This is a genomic window from Pseudomonas sp. BS3767 (assembly GCF_900099665.1).
GTDB lineage: Bacteria > Pseudomonadota > Gammaproteobacteria > Pseudomonadales > Pseudomonadaceae > Aquipseudomonas > Aquipseudomonas cerasi.
In genome coordinates, this window is record NZ_FNCX01000006.1 from 200,784 (window position 1) to 223,337 (window position 22,554).

The following is a 22,554-nucleotide window of genomic DNA, read 5'->3' on the forward strand; positions in this document are numbered from 1 at the left end:
ACTGGTCAGCTAATCGTTAAAAACCTGATATTTTTCCTCTGCTTCCTATATCTCTGGCCAATCCTGCGCCCAGCCGGCGTCCTGGCCACGGGCTGTTGAACGATCAGGAATTTATTGTGTACAGCTTTTCCCGAAAGTGTCTTAATCGGTCGCAATCGCACGATGTAGAGCACCTCATTGGTGCGCTGCTTGACCATGGCCGGATGTGAGGAGTGAAGTTTTGGGAAAATTGACCACACATGTACTGGATGCCGCCCACGGCTGCCCAGGCAGCGCCATCCGCATCGAGCTGTACCGGGTCGAAGGCCAGCAACTGCTGCACGTTGTCAGTGCGCTCACCAATAGCGACGGGCGTTGCGATGCGCCGCTGCTGCAGGGTGAGGCCTATCAATCCGGCGTCTATCAGTTGCACTTCAAGGCTGGCGATTATTACCGCGCGCGGGGCGTGGCCCTGAATGAGCCTGCCTTTCTCGATGAGGTGGTGCTGCGCTTCGGCATTGATGCAGGTCAGGAACACTTTCATGTGCCGCTGTTAATCTCGCCATACAGCTACTCGACGTACAGGGGCAGCTGAATACCTCTTGCCCGCCCACACTGCGGGCTTTTTTTTGCGCGTGTCTGCGCTTTTGCCCTGTGTACAATGCGCCAGTCCCGATGCCGTCATCCACCTGCGCACGAGTGCCCATGAACGACCAGTCCCTGCCCCTCAAGAAACAGCCGCGCAGCCTTGGCTCAAGCCGTAACGTCACGCAGGACGATGTCGTTTACGAACATGTCTTCGATGCCATTCTGGAACAGCGGCTGGCGCCGGGTACCAAATTGAGTGAAGAGGCGCTGGGCGAGATTTTCGGTGTGAGCCGTACCATCATTCGTCGCGCCCTGTCGCGGTTGGGCCATGAGGGCGTCGTGCTGCTGCGCCCCAACCGTGGCGCGGTGGTCGCCAGCCCCAGCGTTGAAGAGGCGCGGCAGGTGTTTTTCGCCCGGCGTATGGTCGAGAAGGCAATCACTGAACTGGCGGTCGAGCACGCCACTGCCGAGCAACTGGCCGAGCTGCGCCAGATGGTCAGCGACGAGCGCGACAGCTTCGCCCGCGGTGATCGGGGTGCCGGTATTCGTTTGTCCGGCGAATTCCATCTTCAGTTGGCCGTGGCCGCTAGAAACGCGCCGCTGATCAGCTTCCAGCGCAGCCTGGTGTCGCAGACCTCGCTGATCATTGCCCAGTACGAAACCGGCAATCGCACGCACTGTTCCTACGATGAGCACAACCAGTTGATCGACGCCATCGAAGCCCGCAATGCGGCACTGGCCGTCGAATTGATGATGCATCACATGGACCACATCGACAGCAAACTCAACCTTGACGAAGACAGCGCCACGGATGATTTGCATGCGGTGTTCTCGCACGTCATGGGCCGGAAAAAACCGGGGCGTTGAGGCTGTGTGGATGAACAATTATCGTGCGACGCAGAGCGTCGCGACCTGCATTCCCACGCGGAGCGTGAGGAACGATCATCTCAACTATCGTGCTGATGTCCTGCGTCGGTCTGAACAGACAATCCGATTATCGTGCGACGCTCCGCGTCGTCATGCCGTTCCGGACGCTCTGCCTCCTCTTGGCGACGCAGAGCGTCGCGACCTGCATTCCCACGCGGAGCGTGAGGAACGATCATCTCAACTATCGTGCTGATGTTCTGCATCGGTCTGAACAGACAATCCGATTATCGTGCGACGCTCAGCGTCGTCATGCCGTTCCGGACGCTCTGCGTCCTCTTGGCGACGCAGAGCGTCGAGACCTGCATTCCCACGCTGGAGCGTGAGGAACGATCATCTCAACTATCGTGCTGATGTTCTGCGTCGGTCTGAACAGACAATCCGATTATCGTGCGACGCTCAGCGTCGTCATGCCGTTCCGGACGCTCTGCGTCCTCTTGGCGACGCAGAGTGTCGAGACCTGCATTCCCACGCTGGAGCGTGAGTGGCGAGAGTTGTCCTGAGAGCAGGTTCAACTCCGCTCATGCACCAATCGCCCACCTGACCAGGTCTGCTTCACAGTCCGGTCATCACCAATCGTCATCAGCACGAACAGAATCTCTTCGATGCCTTTGGCTTGCTTCAAACGATACGACAGCAGCGGGGTGGCGTTGTAGTCGAGCACCAGGAAGTCAGCCTCGTTGCCTGGCTTCAGGCTGCCGACCTTGTCTTCCAGGCGCAGCGCCCGCGCGCCGCCCAGCGTCGCCAGGTACAGCGACTTGAATGGATTGAGCCGCGCGCCCTGCATCTGCATGACCTTGTAGGCCTCGTTCAGGGTCTGCAGAATCGAAAAACTGGTGCCGCCGCCCACGTCGGTGCCCAGACCGACATTCACCTTGTGCTTCTCGGCCATCGGCAAGTTGAACAGGCCGCTGCCCAGAAACAGGTTGGAGGTCGGGCAGAAAGCAATCGCCGAACCGGTCTGCGCCAGTCGGGCGCATTGTTCGTCGCACAGGTGCACGCCATGGGCGAACACCGAGCGCTCGCCGAGCAGGTTGAAGTGATCGTAGACGTCCAGGTAATGCTTGCGCTCCGGGAACAGCGCCTTGACCCACTCGATCTCCTGAAGGTTCTCGCTGATGTGGGTCTGCAGGTACAGGCCGGGGTATTCGGTCAGCAACTGGCCGGCCAGACTCAACTGCTCCGGGCTACTGGTTGGCGCGAATCGTGGGGTCACTGCGTAGCTCAAACGCCCTTTGCCATGCCAGCGCTCGATCAACGCCTTGCTGTCGGCATACCCGGATTCTGGCGTATCGACCAGATAGTCCGGCGCATTGCGGTCCATCATCACCTTGCCGGCGATCATGCGCAGATCAAGTGCCTGCGCCGCGCTGAAAAACGCCTCGACCGATTCCTTGTGCACGCTGCCGAACACCAGTGCCGTGGTTGTACCGTTACGCAGCAGTTCCTTGATGAAGATGTCGGCCACCTGTGCTGAATGCGCGGGGTCGGCGAACTGGCTTTCGCAGGGGAAGGTGTAGGTGTTGAGCCAGTCCAGCAACTGCTCGCCGTAGGAGCCGATCATGCCGGTTTGCGGCAAGTGAATATGGGTGTCGATGAACCCCGGTGTGATCAGTGCGTCCGGGTACTCGATCAGCTCGACATCGTCGTCGAGGCGCTCCAGCAGATCGGCAGCGTGACCCACCGAAACGATCTTGCCGTCCTCGACCAGCAGCAAGCCGTCGGCAAAGTATTCACAGGATGCCTCCAGCGCCACTTCGGCCGGGTCGGCGAGGCTGTGAACGATGGCGGCGCGGTAGGCTTTACGGCGGGAAACTGAACTCATGGCACTCTCGTTGTGACTCATTGCGACTGACTGCGGCGCGATGCAGGCAGCAGTCTGGCGATAGGTTCGGCGTTGGCGGTGTGTTGGCCAAAGCTGACATTGTAAGTGGCGATTATTTCCGCGGCGATCGACACCGCGATCTCGATGGGCAGCTTGCCTTTGACCTCGGCCAGGCCCATCGGGCAACGCATGCGTTGCAGCAGACTGGCGTCGAAACCGCGTTCCCGCAAGCGATGTTCGAACTTGACCCGTTTGGTTTTCGAGCCGATCAGTCCGAAGTAACCGAAGTCACCACGCCCGAGGATGGCGGCCGTCAGTTCCAGATCCAGTTGATGGTTGTGGGTCATCACGACGCAATAGGTGCCCACAGGCAGTTGCGCGACCTCGTCGACCGGCTCGTCATTGACGATCTTCATCACGCCACCGGGCATCGACTCGGGGAATTCATGCTCGCGGCTGTCGATCCAGCGCACCCGGCAGGGCAGGCTGGCCAGCAGCGGCACCAGCGCGCGGCCGACATGACCGGCACCGAACACGGCGATCTGCGCGACGGGCTCGCCCATCGGTTCGAACAACAGCACGTTCACGCCGCCGCAGCACTGGCCCAGGCTTGCACCCAGGTTGAAACGTTCCAGGCGCGTCTGCCGTGTGCCGCTGGCAAGCATCTCGCGGGCGATCTCCATGGCCTTGTATTCCAGGTGGCCGCCACCGATGGTGTCGTGGATGCGCTCGGCGCAGACCACCATTTTCGATCCGGCATTGCGCGGCGTGGAGCCCAGCTCCTCGATGATCGTCACCAGAATGCCGGGTTCACCACGGGCCTGCAGCTCGGCCAGGGCGCTGATCCAGTTGTTCATTTCTGCTCCAGGACAGAGTGATCCAGGCCAGGCGCCTTCGCGAGCAAGCTGGCTCCCACGGGGGCATCCTGAATAGGTAAGTGCGAGCCTGGCGAAGCTTCACTTGCCCGCGAAGAGGCGGAAACAATCGGCTCGGCGCCTTCGCTGGATGCGCGACGCGCGACGCTGTTCTGGCGCATCTGTTCACAGCCCCACAGCACTTTTTCCGGCGTCGCCGGGGCGTCGATGTTTGGTTGATGACGGTAGTCACCCAGGCTCGCCACGGCGTCCTTGATCGCGCACCAGGCGGCGATGCCGAGCATGAACGGCGGCTCGCCAACGGCCTTGGAATGAAACACCGTGTCTTCCGGGTTCTTGCGGTTCTCTACCAGCTTGATGCGCAGATCGAGCGGCATGTCCGCCACTGCCGGGATCTTGTAGGACGCCGGGCCGCTGGTCATCAGCTTGCCCTTGTCATTCCACACCAGTTCCTCGGTGGTCAGCCAGCCGGCGCCTTGAATGTAGCCGCCTTCGACCTGACCGATATCGATGGCCGGGTTCAGCGACGCGCCGACGTCGTGCAGGATGTCGGTGCGCAACATCTTGTATTCGCCGGTCAGCGTATCGACGATGACTTCCACGCAGGCTGCGCCAAAGGCGTAGTAATAGAACGGCCGGCCACGCGCCTGGCTGCGGTCGTAAAAAATCTTCGGCGTCTTGTAATAGCCGGTGCTGGACAGCGACACCTGGCCCATCCATGCCAATTGCGCCAGTTCGGCGAACGGCAGGAACAGCTCGCCGATCCGCACATGGCCATTGCGGAACTCGACGTCCTCTTCTCTCACCTGATAGTGCCTGGCGGCAAACTCCACCAGCCTTTGCTTGAGGATTTCAGCGGCATTCTGTGCCGCCTTGCCGTTCAGGTCCGTACCGCTCGAAGCGGCAGTGGGCGAGGTGTTGGGCACCTTGTCTGTGTTGGTCGCGGTGATCTGGATGCGCTCGATGTCCACCTGGAACACTTCGGCCACGACCTGCGCAACCTTGGTGTTCAAGCCCTGGCCCATTTCGGTGCCGCCATGGTTCAGGTGGATGCTGCCGTCGGTGTAGATATGAATCAGCGCACCGGCCTGATTGAGAAAACTGGCGGTAAACGAGATGCCGAACTTGACCGGCGTCAGCGCCAGGCCTTTTTTCAGCACCGGGCTGCCGGCATTGAACGCACGAATCGCTTCGCGGCGCTCGGCGTACTGGCTGCTTTGCTCGAGGTCGGCGGTCATCTCTTCCAGCAGGTTGTGTTCGACCGTCTGGTAATAGTGGGTGACGTTACGCTCGGTCTTGCCGTAATAGTTGGCCTTGCGCACGTGCAGCGGGTCCTTGCCCAGGAAACGTGCAATGCAGTCCATGACCTCTTCGATGGCGACCATGCCCTGCGGGCCGCCAAAGCCCCGGTAGGCGGTGTTGGAGGCGGTGTGCGTCTTGCAGCGGTGGCCGTTGACGGTGGCTTCACCGAGGTAATAGGCGTTGTCGGCATGAAACATGGCGCGGTCGACGATGGACGCCGACAGGTCCGGCGAATAGCCGCAGTTGCCGGCCAGATCCAGTTGTATGCCCTGCAAGCGACCGTCATCATCGAAACCCACGTCGTACTCGATGTAGAACGGGTGGCGCTTGCCGGTCATCTGCATGTCTTCGAAGCGTTGCAGGCGCATCTTGGTGGGCTGGCCGGTCAAGCGGGCAATCACGGCGCACAGGCAGGCCGGGCTGGCCGCCTGGGTTTCCTTGCCGCCAAAACCACCGCCCATGCGCCGCATGTCGACCACGATGCGGTTCATCGGCACGCCCAGCACCTCGGCCACCAGCTTCTGGATTTCCGTGGGGTTCTGGGTCGAGCAATAGACGATCATGCCGCCGTCTTCGGTCGGCATCACCGACGAGATCTGGGTTTCCAGGTAAAAATGTTCCTGGCCGCCAATGTGCAGGTTGCCCTGCAGGCGGTGGGTTGCGCTCGCCAGCGCAGCGGCAGAGTCGCCACGCTTGTGCGTATGGCTGTCGAGCACGAAGTGTTTCTGGCGCAGGGCCTGGACCACATCCAGCACCGGTTCCAGGTCTTCGTATTCGATGATCGCCGCCATGGCCGCCTGGCGTGCAATGTCCAGGTCGCGAGCCGCCACGGCGAGCACCGGTTGCCCGACGAACTCCACCTTATCGATGGCCAGCAGTGGGTCGCCGGGCAGCAACGGCCCGATGTCCTTGAGCCCCGGAATATCCTGATGGGTAATCGCGATGCGTACACCTTCGAAGGCGTAGCAGGGCGAGGTATCGATGCTGACGATACGCGCATGGGCACGGTCGGAAAGACGTGCGTACACGTGCAACTGGTTGGGAAATTCCAAGCGATCGTCAATGTACACCGCTTCGCCGGACACGTGCTTGTCGGCACTGTCGTGCTTGACGCTGCGGCCGACGCCGGTGTTCAGGCCTTGTTGAAATACTGCAAGCATCTCGGCCTGGGTGAGGTGTGGGGAATGCTCAGACATAGTCAGTCACCCGCGTTGGAACGGCTGGGGTCTGTAACTCGATGAAGTACTTGCGCAGCAGGTTTTGCGCGCTCAACAGGCGGTATTCCTTGCTTGCACGGAAATCCGACAGCGGAGTGAAATCCTCGCTCAGTGCAGTGCAGGCGCGTTCGACGGTTGCATGGCTCCATGGTTGCCCGATCAGCGCCTGTTCGCAGGCCGCTGCACGTTTCGGAATCGCCGCCATGCCGCCGAACGCTACGCGAGCCTCGTGGACCACGCCATCTTCCAGGGTCAGGCGAAAAGCCGCGCAGACCGCCGAGATGTCGTCATCCAGCCGCTTGGAGACTTTATAGGCGCGGAAGATCTGCCGCGATGTGGCGGTGGGCACGATGATCTTTTCGATGAACTCGCTTTCCTGGCGGGCCGTGACCTTGTAGTCGATGAAATAGTCTTCCAGCGCCAAAGTACGCTGACTGTTGCCTTTGCGCAGCACGACCTGCGCGCCAAGGGCGATCAGCAGCGGCGGGGAATCGCCGATGGGGGAGGCGTTGCCGATGTTGCCACCCAGCGTGCCCTGATTGCGGATCTGCAACGAGGCGAAGCGCTGCAGTAACTCGCCAAAGTCCGGGTACTCGGCCTTGAGTGCGGCATAACAATCGGTCAGCGGAGTCGCTGCGCCGATCTCCAGGCGGTCGTTGAAACGCTTCACGCCCTTCATCGCGTCGATGTGTCCGACGTAAATCATCACCGGCAACTGTTTGTGAAACTGCGTGACTTCCAGAGCCAGATCGGTGCCGCCGGCCAGCAGGCGCGCCTGCGGATGGCTGTCGTAGAGGTCCGCCAGATCCGCCACGGTCAGCGGAATGAAGCAGCGTTTTTCGCCGTCATTCAGTTCATCGGTGCCGGCCGGAGCGATGGCGCGCAAGCGTTCGACGGTCTGCGCCTGGCGCTGATCGAACTGATCCGGCAGGCGCTGCGCGCAAGACTGCTCGGCAGCGGCCAGAATAGGGCGGTAGCCGGTGCAGCGACACAGGTTGCCGGCCAGGGCTTCGTGGGCCTGATGGGCATCGGCTTCGCTGCTGTTCTTTTGCAGGGCAAACAGCGACATCACAAAGCCCGGGGTACAAAAGCCGCATTGCGAGCCATGACACTCGACTATCGCCTTCTGCACGCTGTGCAACTGGCCCTGATGCCTGAGGTCTTCGACGCTGATCAATTGCTTGCCGTGCAGCGACGCCATAAATGTCAGGCACGAATTGAGGCTGCGATAACGCAGCGTTTGCTCGCCGTCAGCGTCACTGTGCAACTCGCCCACCACGACGGTGCAGGCGCCGCAGTCACCACTGGCACAACCTTCCTTGGTACCGGGCTTGTGTGCCTGCTCACGCAGGTAGGTCAGCACGGTCATGTTCGGATTCAGGCTGCGCTCGGTTTTTAGCTCTTGGTTCAAAAGGAACTGAATCACGGCGCAAAGCCCTCACGTTTATTGTCATCAGACATGTCGATGAATCTATCAGCTCTGTTTATTGGGTCAATTTGTTTCTGACTTCGGAGTCAGGAAATTGAGTTTTTCGACGATCTGCCGATCAAGCAGCCTCTGGTTCTTGAATCGCCTGCCGGGTGTATTCAAGGTTTTGCGTATTTCGTGCCAGTTTCCGTGTTTATGGCCCTGCGCCACCCGTGCCGGTTGCGATACACTCCGCGACTTGCATGCTGAACTGGTTTTTTCTGAAGGATAGTCATGACGTTCAAGGCCCCGGACAGCCTCGCTGAGCAAATTGCTCATCATCTTGCCGAGCGGATCATTCGCGGTGAGCTCAAGCCTGGAGAGCGTATTCAGGAGCAGAAAGTCACGCAGGCGTTGAACGTCAGCCGTGGCTCCGTGCGCGAAGCACTGCTGATTCTGGAGCGCCGCCACCTGGTGGTGATCCTGCCGCGTCGTGGCGCGCAGGTCACGGTGCTCAACGCCCATAACGTCACCAGCCTGTGCTGCCTGATGAGCGAGCTTTACATTCTGCTGGCCAATGCGGTGGTCGAGCGCTGGAAGACCGAGGACGATCTTGCGCCGTTTCTGCAGATACAACAGCGTCTGCAGGGCAGTTTCCAGCAGCAGGACGTCAACGCATTCGTCGAAGAGAGCTTCAATGTGATGCGCGCGGCCTATCCGTTCGCCAACAACCCGTACCTCGAGGAAACCGTCGAGAACCTGCAGCCTTCCATGAGCCGCAGCTATTTCCTCGCGCTCGAGCAACGCAAGGCCGATATGGGCGACTACCTGGCATTGTTCGACGAACTGCTTGGCGCAGTGGTGGCGCGGGACATACCGAAGATTCGTGTCGTGCTGGTCAGCTACTGTCAGCGCAGCTGCCAGCTGGTGCTGGCCGCCCTGGCAAAGGGCTGACGCCGTGCGCCTGAAGTGCATCAAGCTGGCGGGGTTCAAATCTTTCGTCGACCCCACCACGGTGAACTTCCCCAGCAACATGGCGGCTGTCGTCGGCCCCAATGGCTGTGGCAAATCCAATATCATCGACGCCGTGCGCTGGGTGATGGGCGAAAGCTCGGCCAAGAACCTGCGCGGCGAGTCGATGACCGACGTCATCTTCAACGGCTCCACCAGCCGCAAACCGGTCAGCCAGGCCAGCATCGAACTGGTCTTCGACAACTCGGACGGCACGCTGGTCGGCGAGTACGCGGCGTATGCGGAAATCTCCATTCGCCGCAAAGTGACCCGCGACAGTCAGAACAGCTACTACCTCAACGGCACCAAATGCCGCCGTCGCGACATCACCGATATCTTTCTCGGCACCGGCCTGGGGCCGCGCAGCTATTCGATCATCGAACAGGGCATGATCTCCAAGCTGATCGAAGCCAAGCCCGAAGACCTGCGCAACTTCATCGAAGAGGCCGCAGGGATTTCCAAGTACAAGGAGCGGCGCCGGGAAACCGAAAACCGCATTCGTCGCACCCACGAGAACCTGGCGCGTCTGACCGACCTGCGTGAAGAGCTCGAGCGTCAGCTGGAGCGTCTGCACCGACAGGCTCAGGCCGCCGAGAAGTATCAGGAATACAAGGCCGAAGAGCGTCAGTTGAAAGCGCAATTGTCGGCCCTGCGCTGGCAGGCGCTGAATGATCTGGTGGGGCAGCGCGAGGCGGTGATCGGCAATCAGGAGGTCGGCTTCGAGGCGCTGGTGGCCGATCAGCGCAGTGCCGATGCGAGTATCGAAAGGCTGCGCGACGGCCACCATGATCTGTCCGAGCGCTTTAACCTGGTGCAGGGCCGCTTTTATTCGGTCGGCGGCGACATTGCCCGCGTCGAGCAGAGCATTCAGCACGGTCAGCAGCGGCTGCGCCAATTGCAGGATGACCTGCGCGAAGCCGAGCGTGCCCGCCAGGAAACCGAATCGCACCTTGGGCACGACACCACCTTGCTCGCCACCCTCGGCGAAGAGCTGGAGATGCTCGAGCCCGAGCAGGAAATGACCAGCGCCGCCGCCGAGGAGTCGGCCATCGCTCTGGAAGACGCCGAAGCGGCCATGCAGGGCTGGCAGGAGAAGTGGGACGTCTTCAATCAGCAATCCGCCGAGCCGCAGCGTCAGGCACAGGTCCAGCAGTCACGCATTCAACAGCTGGAACAGAGCATCGAACGCCTTGCAGAGCGCCAGCGGCGGCTGGCCGAAGAGCGTCAACTGCTGGCCGCTGACCCGGAAGATGCGGCCATTCTGGAATTGAGCGAAGACCTCGCCGCCCGTGACATGACCCTTGAAGAGCTGCACATGGGCGAGGAGCAGGCGGTCGAGCGTCTTGAACAATTGCGCGAAGCGTTGCAGCACGCCAGCCAGGCGCAACAGCAGGCGCAGGGCGAGCTGCAACGTCTCAACGGCCGGTTAGCGTCCCTGGAAGCGTTGCAGCAGGCGGCACTTGACCCGGACACCGGCACTGCCGAGTGGCTGCGGGATCAGCAACTGGCCGAACGGCCGCGTCTGGCCGAGGGGCTGAGCGTCGAAGCCGGCTGGGAACTGGCCTTGGAAACCGTGCTTGGCGCGGATTTGCAGGCCGTGTTGGTGGATGACTTCGACGGGCTCGATCTGGCCGGTTTTCAGCAGGGCGATCTGCGCTTGATCAGTGCGGGTGCCGACACGGTTCGCGCGCCCGGTAGTTTGCTGGAAAAGGTCGACAGCACGGTTGATCTGTCCGCCTGGCTGGGTCAGGTGATACCGGTGGAGAACCTGGACCAGGCGCTGGCGCGGCGTGCACAACTCAGCGCCGGGCAAAGCCTGATCAGCCGTGACGGCTACTGGGTGGGGCGGCACTTTTTGCGTGTACGCCGCGCCAGCGAAGCGCAGAGCGGGGTGCTGGCGCGCGGTCAGGAATTGCAGCAGCTGGGTCTGGAGCGCGACGAGCGCGAAGCGACTCTGGCCACCCTGGAAGAGCAGTTGCTGGTCTTGCGCGAGCAGCAGTCGCAGCAGGAAGACGCTCGTGAGCAGTTGCGCCGTCGCGTGCAGGACGAAACCCGTCAGCAAAGCGAACTGAAAGCGCAGTTGTCGGCGGTCCGGGTAAAAGTCGAGCAGTTGACCCTGCGGCGCTCTCGTCTTGATGAAGAATTGGCCGAGTTGGGTGAGCAACGCGCTGTCGAGCACGAGCACCTCGGCGAATCGCGCCTGCAATTGCAGGATGCACTGGACAGCATGGCGCAGGATACCGAGCAGCGCGAGGTGCTGCAGGCCCAGCGTGATGCGCTGCGTGAGCGTCTGGACCGGATACGTCAGGATGCGCGGCAGCACAAGGATCACAGTCATCAGTTGGCGGTGCGTCTCGGCTCGATCAAGGCGCAATACGATTCGACCCGTCAGGCGCTGGAGCGCCTGCGCATGCAGTCCGAAAGGCTGACCGAGAAGCGCGAGCAACTGAGCCTGAATCTGGAGGAGGGCGAGGCACCGCTCGAAGAACTGCGCCTCAAGCTTGAAGAATTGCTGGAGCGGCGCATGGTGGTCGATGACGAAATGCGCATCGCCAAGAACGCACTCGAAGACGCTGACCGCGAATTGCGCGAGGCAGAAAAGCGCCGCACTCAGGCCGAGCAGCAATCGCAGCTGCTGCGTGGCCAGCTGGAACAACAGCGTCTGGAGTGGCAGGCGCTGACGGTGCGTCGCAAAGCCTTGCAGGACCAGTTGCATGAAGACGGCTATGACCTGCATGGCGTGCTCGCGACACTGACGCCGGAAGCCAGCGAACAGGCTGCCGAGCAGCAACTGGAAAGTATCGCCGGGCGTATTCAGCGCCTGGGCGCGATCAACCTCGCGGCCATCGACGAGTATCAGCAGCAGTCCGAGCGCAAGCGCTATCTGGATGCGCAGGATGCCGATCTGGTCGAAGCGCTGGACACTCTGGAAAACGTCATTCGCAAGATCGACAAGGAGACCCGAAACCGCTTCAAGGATACCTTCGATCAGATAAACAGCGGAATTCAGGCACTTTTCCCAAAAGTTTTCGGTGGCGGCTCCGCTTATTTGGAACTGACGGGCGAAGATTTACTCGATACTGGGGTGACAATCATGGCGCGTCCCCCCGGCAAGAAGAACAGCACCATTCATTTGCTGTCGGGTGGTGAAAAAGCCCTGACGGCGCTGGCGCTGGTTTTTGCCATTTTCAAACTCAATCCTGCGCCGTTTTGCATGCTTGACGAAGTGGATGCGCCGCTGGATGACGCCAACGTGGGTCGCTATGCACGTTTGGTGAAAGAAATGTCACAAACGGTGCAGTTCATCTATATCACCCACAACAAGATCGCCATGGAAATGGCTGATCAGCTGATGGGGGTAACGATGCACGAGCCCGGTTGTTCGCGGCTGGTGGCGGTGGATGTGGAGCAGGCGATGGCGCTGGTGGATGCCTGATTCGACGCCTCGTTCTGCGGGCAAGTGGCTGTCCACAGGCCTGAAAACGAGACGCTGGTACATGAGATGGCAACTTGGGCGGCGAAGAGACGTAACAGACGGTGTAAAGTTACCTTTGGTCGTGCTAGTTTAGTGACCACTTTTTATTTTCGCGTGGGCGAATTGCCAGTCAGAACATGGACTTGGCACCACGTATTAAAGGGGTTTAGGCCCTTATTTTCAGATTTCTTCATTAGAGGCACTGGATTACATGGAAATCGGTCTGCGCGAGTGGCTGATCGTCATCGGCATAATAGTCATCGCCGGTATTCTCTTTGATGGCTGGCGCCGTATGCGCGGCAGCAAGGGTAAATTGAAATTCAGACTGGATCGGAGCTTCTCCAACCTTCCGGATGAAGAAGAGACCACGTCTGCCGAACTGCTCGGGCCGCCTCGTGTGCTGGATACCCACAAGGAGCCGCAGCTCGACGAGCACGATCTGCCGTCCATGAGCGCCAGCCCGCGTGAAGGCAAGCGTGGCAACAGCGAGAAGCGCAGTGACAAGAAGCGCAAGGATGAGCCACAGCAGGGCGACCTGAACCTGGATCTCGACGGCCCGAGCCTGTTTACCGCACGCGACGACGATTTCCCGGACGACAAGCCGACCCAGCGCATCACCGAAGACAAGGACCTGCCTCCGGTAGAGGAAGTGCTGGTCATCAGCGTGATTTCGCGCAGCGAAGGCGGTTTCAAGGGCCCGGCGCTGTTGCAGAACATTCTGGAAAGCGGCCTGCGTTTCGGTGAGATGGATATTTTCCACCGTCACGAGAGCATGGCTGGCAACGGCGAAGTGCTGTTCTCGATGGCCAATGCGGTCAAGCCCGGCGTGTTCGACCTGGACGATATCGACCATTTCAGCACCCGTGCAGTGAGCTTCTTCCTCGGCTTGCCAGGCCCTCGTCATCCCAAGCAGGCATTCGACGTGATGGTTGCCGCCGCTCGCAAGCTGGCTCACGAGCTGGATGGCGAACTGAAGGATGATCAGCGCAGCGTCATGACCGCGCAGACCATCGAGCATTATCGCCAGCGCATCGTCGAGTTCGAGCGTCGGGCGTTGACCCAGCGTCGCGGTTGAGCGAACCCTTGGGCAGGTCTCCGATCATGAGCGTGCTGCGGCCCGCTCTGGCGGGGCCTGACATGAACAGAACAGAGCCAACAGATTAAGCAGCCTCGGCTGCTTTTTTGCTTTTTGAGAGAACACCGTATGAAGGCCGTCGAAACCCGAATCCTGGAACTGCGTGCACAGCTGGATGAGCACAACTACCGCTACCACGTTCTGGATGAGCCGAGCATTCCGGATGTCGAGTACGACCGCCTGTTTCACGAGCTCAAGGCCCTGGAGGCGGAAAACCCTCATCTGGTCACTCCCGATTCGCCGACGCAGCGGGTCGGAAGCGCGGCCTTGTCGGCGTTTACCCAGGTGCGCCACGAAATGCCGATGCTCAGCCTGGGCAACGCGTTCGAAGAAAACGACATGCTCGAATTCGATCGCCGGGTCACCGAGGGGCTGGATCTGCCGGCCGGCGACCTGTTTGGCGAAGGCAGCAAGGTGCAGTACAGCTGCGAGCCCAAGCTGGACGGTCTGGCAGTCAGCCTGCTGTATCGCGACGGCGCGCTGGTGCGGGGGGCGACACGCGGCGACGGCACCACCGGCGAAGACATCAGCGTCAATGTACGCACAGTGCGCAACATCCCGCTCAAGCTGCAGGGCAAAGGCTGGCCGGATGTGCTGGAAGTGCGCGGTGAAGTGTTCATGTCCAAGGCCGGTTTCGAGCGCCTCAACGCCAGTCAGCTGGAAATCGGCGGCAAGACCTTCGCCAACCCGCGCAACGCAGCGGCAGGCAGCCTGCGTCAGCTGGATTCCAAGATCACGGCCAACCGGCCGCTGGAGTTTTGCTGCTATGGCCTGGGCCAGACGTCGGCGGAAATCGCCGACACTCATATTGGCGTGCTTGAAACGTTGAAAAAATGGGGCATGCCGGTCAGTCGCGAGCTGAAACTGGCGAATGGCGTCGAGGAGTGCCTGGCCTATTACCGCGATATCGGTGAGCGACGCCTGACGCTGACTTACGAGATCGACGGCGTGGTGTTCAAGGTCAACAACCTGGCAGCGCAGCGCGAACTGGGCTTCCGCGCCCGTGAGCCGCGCTGGGCGATTGCCCACAAATTCCCCGCCATGGAAGAACTGACCGAACTGCTGGATGTCGAGTTCCAGGTAGGCCGCACGGGCGCAGTAACGCCGGTCGCGCGGCTCAAGCCGGTCAAGGTGGCAGGCGTCATGGTCGCCAACGCCACGCTGCATAACATGGACGAAGTGGCGCGGCTCGGCCTGATGATTGGCGACACGGTAATCATCCGGCGTGCCGGTGACGTGATTCCGCAGGTAGTGCAGGTGGTTGCCGAGCGCCGCCCCGAGGATGCCAGGGCGGTGCAGGTTCCACAGACCTGCCCGGTGTGCGGCTCGCATGTCGAGCGCACGCAGCTGATCAAACGCAGCAAAGGCAAGGAAACCGTCACCGAGGGCGCGGTGTATCGCTGTGTCGGGCGTCTGGCCTGCGGTGCGCAACTCAAGCAGGCGATCATTCATTACGTATCGCGTCGCGCCATGGACATCGAAGGGCTGGGTGACAAGACCATCGAGCAACTGGTCGATGAGAAACTCATCGGCTCGCCTGCCGATCTGTACAAACTGAAATACGAACAGATCATCGACCTGGAAGGCTTCGCGGAAATCTCCAGCAATAAACTGCTCAAGGCCATCGCCGACAGCCGACAGCCGACCCTGGCGCGTTTCATCTATGCCTTGGGCATTCCCGATGTGGGTGAGGAGACGGCCAAGGTCCTGGCGCGTTCGCTGGCGTCGCTGGAGCGTGTCCAACAGGCCTTGCCGGAAGTGCTGACCTACCTGCCGGATGTCGGCCTGGAAGTCGCATACGAGATTCACAGCTTCTTCGAGGACGAGCACAACCGTAGCGTCATCGATGCGCTGCTCGGTGAATGCGGTTTGCAATTGCAGGACCAGGGCGAGCTGGGCGCCGAGTTCGCGGCCAGCACCACGCTGGAAGGGATGATCGACAAACTGAACATTCCGTCGGTAGGGCCGGGTGCTGCGCAGAAACTGGCGGACCGGTTCGGTACGCTGGAAGCCATCATCAGTGCCGACTGGCTGGACATGCGTCAGGCACTGCCGGAGAAGCAGGCCAGGTCGGTTCGCGATTTCTTCGACGACAGCGCAAACGCCGAGCGCGCCCGCGCCATCGAAGCCCAGCTCAAGGACTTCGGCATGCACTGGCGCAGCGAGAAAAAAACCGTCGAAGGTTTGCCGCTGGCTGGCCAGACCTGGGTACTGACCGGCTCGCTGGAGCGCATGAGCCGCGATGTCGCCAAGGAAAAGCTCGAAAGCCTCGGTGCCAAGGTGTCCGGCTCGGTCTCGGCCAAGACCCACACCGTGGTTGCCGGGCCGGGTGCCGGCTCGAAGCTGACCAAGGCCAACGAACTCGGCCTTACCGTGCTGGACGAAGATGCACTGCTCAAACGCTTGGCCGAGCTGGGTGTGGCGGTTGATTGAGGAAGACCGACGCTCCGTATGCCCTGATTATCGTGCGACGCTCCGCGTCGCATGCAGTTCTGGACGCTCTGCGTCCGGTCTTGAGTGTGATGGTGCGGCGTAGATCTTTTGCGCGCAGCGTCACGCACTGCATTCCCACGCTGGAGCGTGAGGAACGATAATCCCGACTACCGTGCGACGCACCGTTTTGGCCCATGAACACGCCGTAAGCCTCATCATCCATGCCGCTCGATAATATTTTGAACCCCTGAAGCGTCGGTATGATCTAGTCCATGCAAGGTCAACGGGAGATCGCCATGTATCGCTTTTTCGAGCAACTGAGTTCACGCATCACCGCCCCATTTGTCGGCGAATCCAAACGTAACAGCAAGGTCTGGCAGTGCACCTGTGGCCAGTCGGTGTTTTTCCCCAATACCCAATGCCTGGCCTGTTCTGCAGCGCTGGGCTACCTGCCTGAGCAGGGGCGTGTCGCTACGCTCGAAGCGGGGCCTGAGCCTACTACCTGGCGCCTGAGCGATGAGCCGGGTGCCGGGTTGTATCGGCGTTGCGCCAACCTCGGCACCCCGGCAGCCTGTAACTGGCTTTTTCCAGAGCATAATTCCGGCGAATTCTGTGTTGCGTGCAGCCTCAATCACACCATTCCCGACCTGTCGGTGGTTGAAAACGGCGAGCGCTGGCGCAAGGTCGAGACCGCCAAACGGCGTCTGGTCGCGCAGCTGATTTCCCTGGGCCTGCAGGTCATTCCCAAGACTGTCGACGAAGAGACCGGCCTGGCCTTCGACTTCGTCGGTGTCGATCTGGAGGGCAACCTGCCAACCACAGGCCATGCCAACGGCCTGATCACCCTGAACATCGAAGAAGCCGACGACGCACACCGTGAAGCGATGCGCGTGCAGCTGCACGAACCCTATCGCACCTTGCTTGGCCATTTCCGTCATGAAGTCGGCCATTACTACTGGGATCGGCTCATCGCCAATACCCACTGGCAGGACAGTTATCGCAACCTGTTCGGCGACGAGCGCGCCAGCTACGCCGACGCGCTCGATCATCACTACCAGAACGGTGCGCCGGACAACTGGCAGGAAAGCTTCGTCAGTGCCTACGCGACCATGCATCCGTGGGAAGACTGGGCCGAAACCTGGGCGCATTACCTGCACATGATGGATGCGGTCGACACCGCGCTGGGGTTTGGCATGAGCGCTCGCGACATGGAGCTCGATTACCAGCCGTTTCCGCTGGAAGTACTTTACGACCCTCAGCATCCGGGCGGCCCGGCGTTCCTGTCGTTCGTCAATGCCTGGATTGAGCTGGCGAGCATGCTCAACGAGTTGTCACGCAGCATGGGGCAGCCGGATTTCTATCCGTTCGTGCTGCCTCAAGCGGTCATCGCCAAGCTGCACTTCATCCACTTGGTGATTCAGGATGCCGGTGGCAAGGCCGATGAGGTTTTGCAGGCCCAGTAACGCGGGCCATGCCTGACACGCTTCGGCTGCGTGTCAGGCCTTTGTGCAAAAGCGGCTCAAAGCGTCAGGGTCAGCCTGCGCTCGAAACCGATCCGCCCGCGATACGCCTCACCGGTATCGACCCAGCCCTGGCCGGTATAAAGCCCGATGGCGGCCGAGTTGTCCGCATCCACCGACAGCATCAATTGAGTGATGTCCGGCCATTTCAGGCGCAACGCCGCAGGCAACGCTTGCAGGCACGCCTTGCCCAGTCCCTTGCCCTGTTCACGGTGATCGATCTGCAACGCATGCAGTGTCGCCGTCAGAGCCTCCTGAGCCCAGTGCGGCAGACAATCATCGCGCTTGAGCAGGAAGAACCCCACCGGCTTCTCGTCACCGAGCAGCGCGAAGCCGCAAATATTCGGGCTGGGTCTGACCAGAAGCGTATTGAGCGCGGTGTAGATGTCGCCGGAGAACTGTATCTGTTCCTGCGTAACCTCGAGGTATCCGAGCTGTTGGCGTTGAGAGGCGCTGAGGTCGTGGTAGTCGACCAATCGAGTCTGCATGAGCAACCTGCTGGCTGATTATGGTTGAGGCGGGCAGGGTACAGGATCGAACGGGGCCGTTTCGAGGATTTGTAACGCTGATGACCGGCACGGATTTGCCTTTCAGCCCCGGCACACAAGTGCTTGAGCCCCCTCGAAATTTTTATCCGCAGCAACGGTTGTAAACTCGCGCAAGACCGGTACAATGGCGCGGCTCGCCAACTGGTGAGTGTCGTTATGGTGACCCCATCGGTCCCCCCGCAACGATTACCCGTGAACCTGGTCAGATCCGGAAGGAAGCAGCCACAGCGGGAACATTGTGTGCCGGGGTGTGGCTGGTGGGGGCACCACCTATCTCAAGGTCCTTTTCTGAAAGTGGCCTGCTCGTAAAAATGAAAGCCTATTCCTGTTTCGACGGTGCCCTGCGCTGGCGAGAACTTCGTGCGTCTGTAAAAACAGTCTGCCCGGCACGGAGATAACCGCCGGATGTCTCCAGGCCGGCGGTTAATCCTGCATTGCCTGCCTTACTGCCATCGTGCCAGGAAGATGGAGCGACCACTCTGATGGGGCGAGCGGTGTACAAGTTTGGGAATGCTGTCTTCGCAAATACCTTTGCCCGCAAAGAAATAGAAGCGGTCTTGCTTGGCTTCTCTGGTTCTCTGCTCGACCGCCCTGGCATCCAGAGGCGTCATTTTCCCAAAATGCCCCGCTTCAAATATTCCTTCTGATTCTGCGCGCTTCACGTATTCCGTGCCGCGCCCCTCGATGGTGGCGATGCAGATGACCTTTTTCGGCCCCTTATCCTGATGCCATTGGTCTGCGCCCTGATTTTTGGCCCTTCGCAGTTGGAACTCATGAGGTCTCAATTGTTGCCGTTCCCCGGTGAGCGTGGTTGCAATGTCCTTCGCTACGGCCGTTATTGACCGTTCGTAGTCGGTTGCTTTCAGATCAATAACCTTTCCAACGGTCTCCTGTCTCCAGGCGGGGTTACTGAGACTGCTTTGCTCATGCAAAAAACGTCTTGTAGGTTCTGCTATGGGAACGGTGAAATACCCTTTCTCCATGAGTTTTGCCGTCTTTTCCTGAATCTGTTCCGGCTTCAGCTTCAACTCATCAAAAGGCTGGGGCTGGGTGTAGTAAGCCGATGTGCCAACTCCGCCGCGAATGCCGTAGGTCACGGATATTTTCCTCTGGTTGAATGTGGTGTTAACCACGAATTGGCCTTTTGGGCCGCTTGAGCGCTTGGGGCTTGGTAGCCCGTCGCTCGGGGCCGTGAGTGGTAACTCATTGAGGAGAGGTTCCATGCTGTCTGATCAGTTTCGACGAGCAGTGAAAACTCGGTGTGCGTTCAGGTGATCGATCAATAGCCAATTCAACTGAACCCTCACTTCCACACACCCCCTAACTCCTTACGCGTCGCTTGAAACCGTTTTACGGCAAGGGGCAATTCAAGTCGCTGCGGGTGTCACGGGCTTTTCGGTCAGGCGTCTCGCAGCAGTGGAGCCGGGGGCCGGATGGAACAGGACATCATCAGATTTTTCACAGACTCGCAATTTCTGGGCATATCGCTCGCCAACTGGATACTGGCTATTTTCGCCTCGACCCTGAGTTTTATTTTGGTCAGGGGCGTGATCGGTTTTGTGCTCAGAAAGATGCGCTCGCGTGCGGATGCGCCCAGCACGCATATGCGATACATCGTGGTGCAGGTGCTGTCGGGCACCAGTAATACGTTATTGCTGCTGGCTTCCATTCTGATCGGCATCGGCATGCTCGATCTGCCGGAGCGCTGGCTCGGGCGGGTCAGCAGTCTGTGGTTCGTGGTCGCCGCATTACAGGTCGGGCTGTGGGCGAACCGGGCAATCGCGCTCGCCTTGCAGCGCTACTTCGTGCGTCACAACGCTGGCGGCACCTTTCAGGGCAGCGCGCTGGCTACGTTGAGTCTGTGGGGGGCGAAGGTGCTGCTGTGGGCCACGGTGGTCATGGCGATGCTGTCGAACGTCGGGGTCAATATCACCGCGTTCGTCGCCAGCCTCGGGGTCGGCGGCATTGCGGTCGCACTCGCGGTGCAGAACATTCTGGGCGACGTGTTTGCTTCGCTGTCCATCGCCGTGGACAAGCCTTTCGAGGTTGGCGACTTCATCGTCGTCGGTGCGTTGTCCGGCACGGTCGAGCACGTGGGCCTGAAGACCACGCGGATCCGCAGCCTGGGTGGCGAGCAGATCGTGATGGCCAACGCCGACATGATCAACAACACCATCCAGAACTACAAACGCTTGCAGGAGCGACGCATTGTCTTCGAATTCAGGCTGACCTATGACTGCTCGGTCGATCAGATAAGGGAAGTGCCGAAGAAAGTCGAAGCGATCATCAACGCGCAGAAGCTGGCGCGTTTCGACCGTTCGCATTTTCGGGGGTTTGGCGAGACATCGCTGGAGTTCGAGACCGTTTTTATCGTGCTCGACCCCAGCTACAACGTCTATATGGATGTGCAGCAGGCGATCAATCTGGACATCATGGAAGCCTTTGCCGAACTGGACGTGCGTTTCGCGTTCCCGTCCCGCACGGTGTACGTGGCATCCCTGCCACCGGTTAAAACCGCTCGTCCGACTGCGCTGGAGGCTGCCGACGCGACCACCTGACGGGATCAGGCCGGAAACTGCAGCGCGTTGGTCAGGTCGCCCATCGGCGCCTGGCCACGCGCGATCATGGCCTCGTCACGGCGTTTCAGACCGTCGAGTTTTTCCAGGCCATGCACGCGGGTGATCAGGCGCAGGATCGAGGCGGTGTCGTAAACCGTGTGGTCGACCTTGCCCTTGCGGGCGAAAGGGGAGATGACCAGAGCGGGAATGCGCGTGCCGGGCCCGAAGCGGTCGCCTTTTGGCGGCGCGACATGGTCCCACCAGCCGCCGTTCTCGTCGAAGGTGAGGACGATCACCATGTTGTCCCACTGCGGGCTCTTGCGCAGCACCTTGATCACCCGGTCGATGTGCCGGTCACCCGAAGCAACGTCGGCGTAACCGGCGTGCATGTTCAGGTTGCCCTGGGGCTTGTAGAAGGTTACCGCAGGCAACTTGCCCGCTTCGGCATCGGCGAGAAAGCGATTGGTGCTCGACTCGTCACCCAGCCCGCCGTCACGCAGGCGCTTCTTACGCTCTTCAGGGTGCTGCGGCCCCTGCTGCTTGAAGTAGTTGAACGGCTGGTGATGGTATTGAAAGTTGGGGATTTTCGGGATCCCGGTGGAGTCCTTGAATTCATCCAGCGTCACTTGCCAGGCACCGGCGTACCACGCCCAGTCAACATTCCTTTTCGACAGCTTGTCACCGATGTGCTCGTGGCTTTGCGGAACCAGCACGTTGGGCAGATCCGGTTTCGAGTAATCAGGGTTTTGCGGGTCACGCAGCCAGGTTGGCCAGTAGGGCGGGGCCATGGTGTTGACGGCGTAGTTGTCCGGCGTGATGGCGCTGGGGCCGAATTGTGGCGGTCCGTCCATGGCGCTGGCCGGCGACTTGTCGAGCGGTTTGAGGCGCGGATCCTGCGGGTTGAAACTCTGCAAGGTAGCGATTTGCGACTTGGCAGGAGATTCGGCGGCGTTCGGGTAAACAGGCGCGGTGGCTGAAATCAGGTACTGGTGATTGAGGAACGAGCCGCCGAAAGCACCCTGAAAGAAGTTGTCACACAGCACGAACTCCTCGGCCACGTCCCACAGGCGCAGCGAGTACTGAGTCTGTGCATAGTTGCCCATGGTCAGGCCGCCCGCATCCGCCCAGGCCACGAAGCGATCGTTCTTGCCGTCGTTGATCTGCATCTGGTTCTGGTAAAACACGTGCCACAGATCGCGGGTCACCAGGCTCAGCGGCAGGTCTTCACCGTTCGGTCCCTTGAGCGGGAACGGCGCGTTGGGCAGGTCTTGCTGAAACTGCTCGCCTACCGGATAAGTCACGCCATCGACGGTTTGCGGTCCTACCTGCAGCACGCCTCCCCAGGCAGGTGGCAGTTTGGACAATCGCGTGCCGTCGCGGTCGCGCTGCTCGTAATCGGAAGGCCTGAGCGAGGAGAGCGGCTTTTCGACACCGGGGAAATCGCCGAACAGGTTATTGAAGCTGCGGTTCTCGGCGTAGATCACCACAATGGTTTTCACATTTTCGCGCAAGGCGCGATCCAGCGCGGGTCCGGCAAGGTGATGATGCCGTTCGTTGTCGCCGGGCGGCTTCTCGTGGGCGGAAACGTAGCTGCTAAGGGTGACACCTGCACCCAAGGCAGCCATCCCGCCCAGAAAACGACGGCGGCTGGGGTTTTCGTTGGTATCTTCGTCGTCTGGTCTGTCGCTCATCGCCAAATACTCGCGCTGGTTAATGTGTTACCAAAGATTTCACGCGAGCGTAACCATGGAATATG

15 protein-coding genes and 1 other RNA gene are annotated in these 22,554 nt (G+C 60.4%); 9 read left to right on the plus strand and 7 right to left on the minus strand.

The annotated features are described in order from the left end of the window. Positions 1 to 220: 220 nt before the first annotated feature. On the plus strand, positions 221 to 574 hold the full coding sequence (uraH, locus tag BLR16_RS18350) for a hydroxyisourate hydrolase (RefSeq protein ID WP_044308606.1): 354 nt from the start codon (positions 221 to 223) through the stop codon (positions 572 to 574). A 110-nt stretch (positions 575 to 684) separates the two neighbouring features. After that, positions 685 to 1,434 carry a GntR family transcriptional regulator gene (locus BLR16_RS18355; protein ID WP_004413961.1) on the plus strand — a complete coding sequence of 250 codons (750 nt, stop codon included), beginning with the start codon at positions 685 to 687 and terminating at the stop codon, positions 1,432 to 1,434. A 568-nt stretch (positions 1,435 to 2,002) separates the two neighbouring features. Here the strand turns inward: BLR16_RS18355 and guaD are convergent. Genes guaD through xdhA form a run of 4 tightly spaced genes read right to left on the minus strand, consistent with a single transcriptional unit; the run spans position 2,003 to position 8,136 of the window. Continuing rightward, a complete protein-coding gene (guaD, locus tag BLR16_RS18370) occupies positions 2,003 to 3,316 on the minus strand; it encodes a guanine deaminase (RefSeq protein WP_058396613.1) in 1,314 nt (437 codons plus the stop codon). Positions 3,317 to 3,333: 17 nt separating this feature from the next. After that, a complete protein-coding gene (gene xdhC / locus BLR16_RS18375) occupies positions 3,334 to 4,173 on the minus strand; it encodes a xanthine dehydrogenase accessory protein XdhC (protein ID WP_074807997.1) in 840 nt (279 codons plus the stop codon). Further along, entirely contained in the window at positions 4,170 to 6,689 is a 2,520-nt protein-coding gene (xdhB, locus tag BLR16_RS18380; RefSeq protein ID WP_074808000.1) for a xanthine dehydrogenase molybdopterin binding subunit, read from the minus strand. Before xdhB ends, xdhC begins: the two co-directional genes overlap by 4 nt. Then, on the minus strand, positions 6,682 to 8,136 hold the full coding sequence (gene xdhA, locus BLR16_RS18385) for a xanthine dehydrogenase small subunit (protein ID WP_058396611.1): 1,455 nt from the start codon (positions 8,134 to 8,136) through the stop codon (positions 6,682 to 6,684). Before xdhA ends, xdhB begins: the two co-directional genes overlap by 8 nt. Before the next feature lie 276 nt (positions 8,137 to 8,412). On the opposite strand from xdhA, the gene BLR16_RS18390 reads away from it, so the two are divergent. From BLR16_RS18390 to BLR16_RS18410, 5 genes are all read left to right on the plus strand, one after another. Next, positions 8,413 to 9,072 carry a GntR family transcriptional regulator gene (locus tag BLR16_RS18390; RefSeq protein WP_003371456.1) on the plus strand — a complete coding sequence of 220 codons (660 nt, stop codon included), beginning with the start codon at positions 8,413 to 8,415 and terminating at the stop codon, positions 9,070 to 9,072. Between the two features lie 4 nt (positions 9,073 to 9,076). Next, positions 9,077 to 12,565, plus strand: a complete 3,489-nt coding sequence (gene smc, locus BLR16_RS18395) for a chromosome segregation protein SMC (protein ID WP_072364471.1) — start codon at positions 9,077 to 9,079, stop codon at positions 12,563 to 12,565. Positions 12,566 to 12,815: 250 nt separating this feature from the next. Next, positions 12,816 to 13,679 carry a cell division protein ZipA gene (gene zipA / locus BLR16_RS18400; protein WP_004413951.1) on the plus strand — a complete coding sequence of 288 codons (864 nt, stop codon included), beginning with the start codon at positions 12,816 to 12,818 and terminating at the stop codon, positions 13,677 to 13,679. 129 nt (positions 13,680 to 13,808) lie between these two features. Further along, positions 13,809 to 16,172 carry an NAD-dependent DNA ligase LigA gene (gene ligA / locus BLR16_RS18405; protein ID WP_074808003.1) on the plus strand — a complete coding sequence of 788 codons (2,364 nt, stop codon included), beginning with the start codon at positions 13,809 to 13,811 and terminating at the stop codon, positions 16,170 to 16,172. Positions 16,173 to 16,468: 296 nt separating this feature from the next. Beyond that, positions 16,469 to 17,635 (plus strand): zinc-binding metallopeptidase family protein, encoded by a 1,167-nt coding sequence (locus tag BLR16_RS18410; RefSeq protein WP_003371461.1) that lies wholly within the window; start codon positions 16,469 to 16,471, stop codon positions 17,633 to 17,635. A 56-nt stretch (positions 17,636 to 17,691) separates the two neighbouring features. Here the strand turns inward: BLR16_RS18410 and BLR16_RS18415 are convergent, their stop codons facing one another. Continuing rightward, positions 17,692 to 18,180, minus strand: a complete 489-nt coding sequence (locus BLR16_RS18415; protein ID WP_044308597.1) for a GNAT family N-acetyltransferase — start codon at positions 18,178 to 18,180, stop codon at positions 17,692 to 17,694. 226 nt (positions 18,181 to 18,406) lie between these two features. On the opposite strand from BLR16_RS18415, the gene ffs reads away from it, so the two are divergent. After that, an RNA gene (ffs, locus tag BLR16_RS18420) (signal recognition particle sRNA small type) lies at positions 18,407 to 18,503 on the plus strand. A gap of 180 nt (positions 18,504 to 18,683) precedes the next feature. On the opposite strand, the gene BLR16_RS18425 is transcribed toward ffs, so the two are convergent. Further along, positions 18,684 to 19,337: a DUF1826 domain-containing protein gene (locus BLR16_RS18425; RefSeq protein WP_074808086.1), complete on the minus strand. Its 654-nt coding sequence runs from the start codon at positions 19,335 to 19,337 to the stop codon at positions 18,684 to 18,686. Positions 19,338 to 19,673: 336 nt separating this feature from the next. Here BLR16_RS18425 and BLR16_RS18430 point away from each other — a divergent pair, with 336 nt between their 5' ends. Next, positions 19,674 to 20,798 carry a mechanosensitive ion channel family protein gene (locus BLR16_RS18430; protein ID WP_003315176.1) on the plus strand — a complete coding sequence of 375 codons (1,125 nt, stop codon included), beginning with the start codon at positions 19,674 to 19,676 and terminating at the stop codon, positions 20,796 to 20,798. A gap of 5 nt (positions 20,799 to 20,803) precedes the next feature. Here the strand turns inward: BLR16_RS18430 and acpA are convergent, their stop codons facing one another. After that, a complete protein-coding gene (gene acpA, locus BLR16_RS18435) occupies positions 20,804 to 22,489 on the minus strand; it encodes an acid phosphatase (RefSeq protein WP_074808006.1) in 1,686 nt (561 codons plus the stop codon). Positions 22,490 to 22,554: the final 65 nt, after the last annotated feature.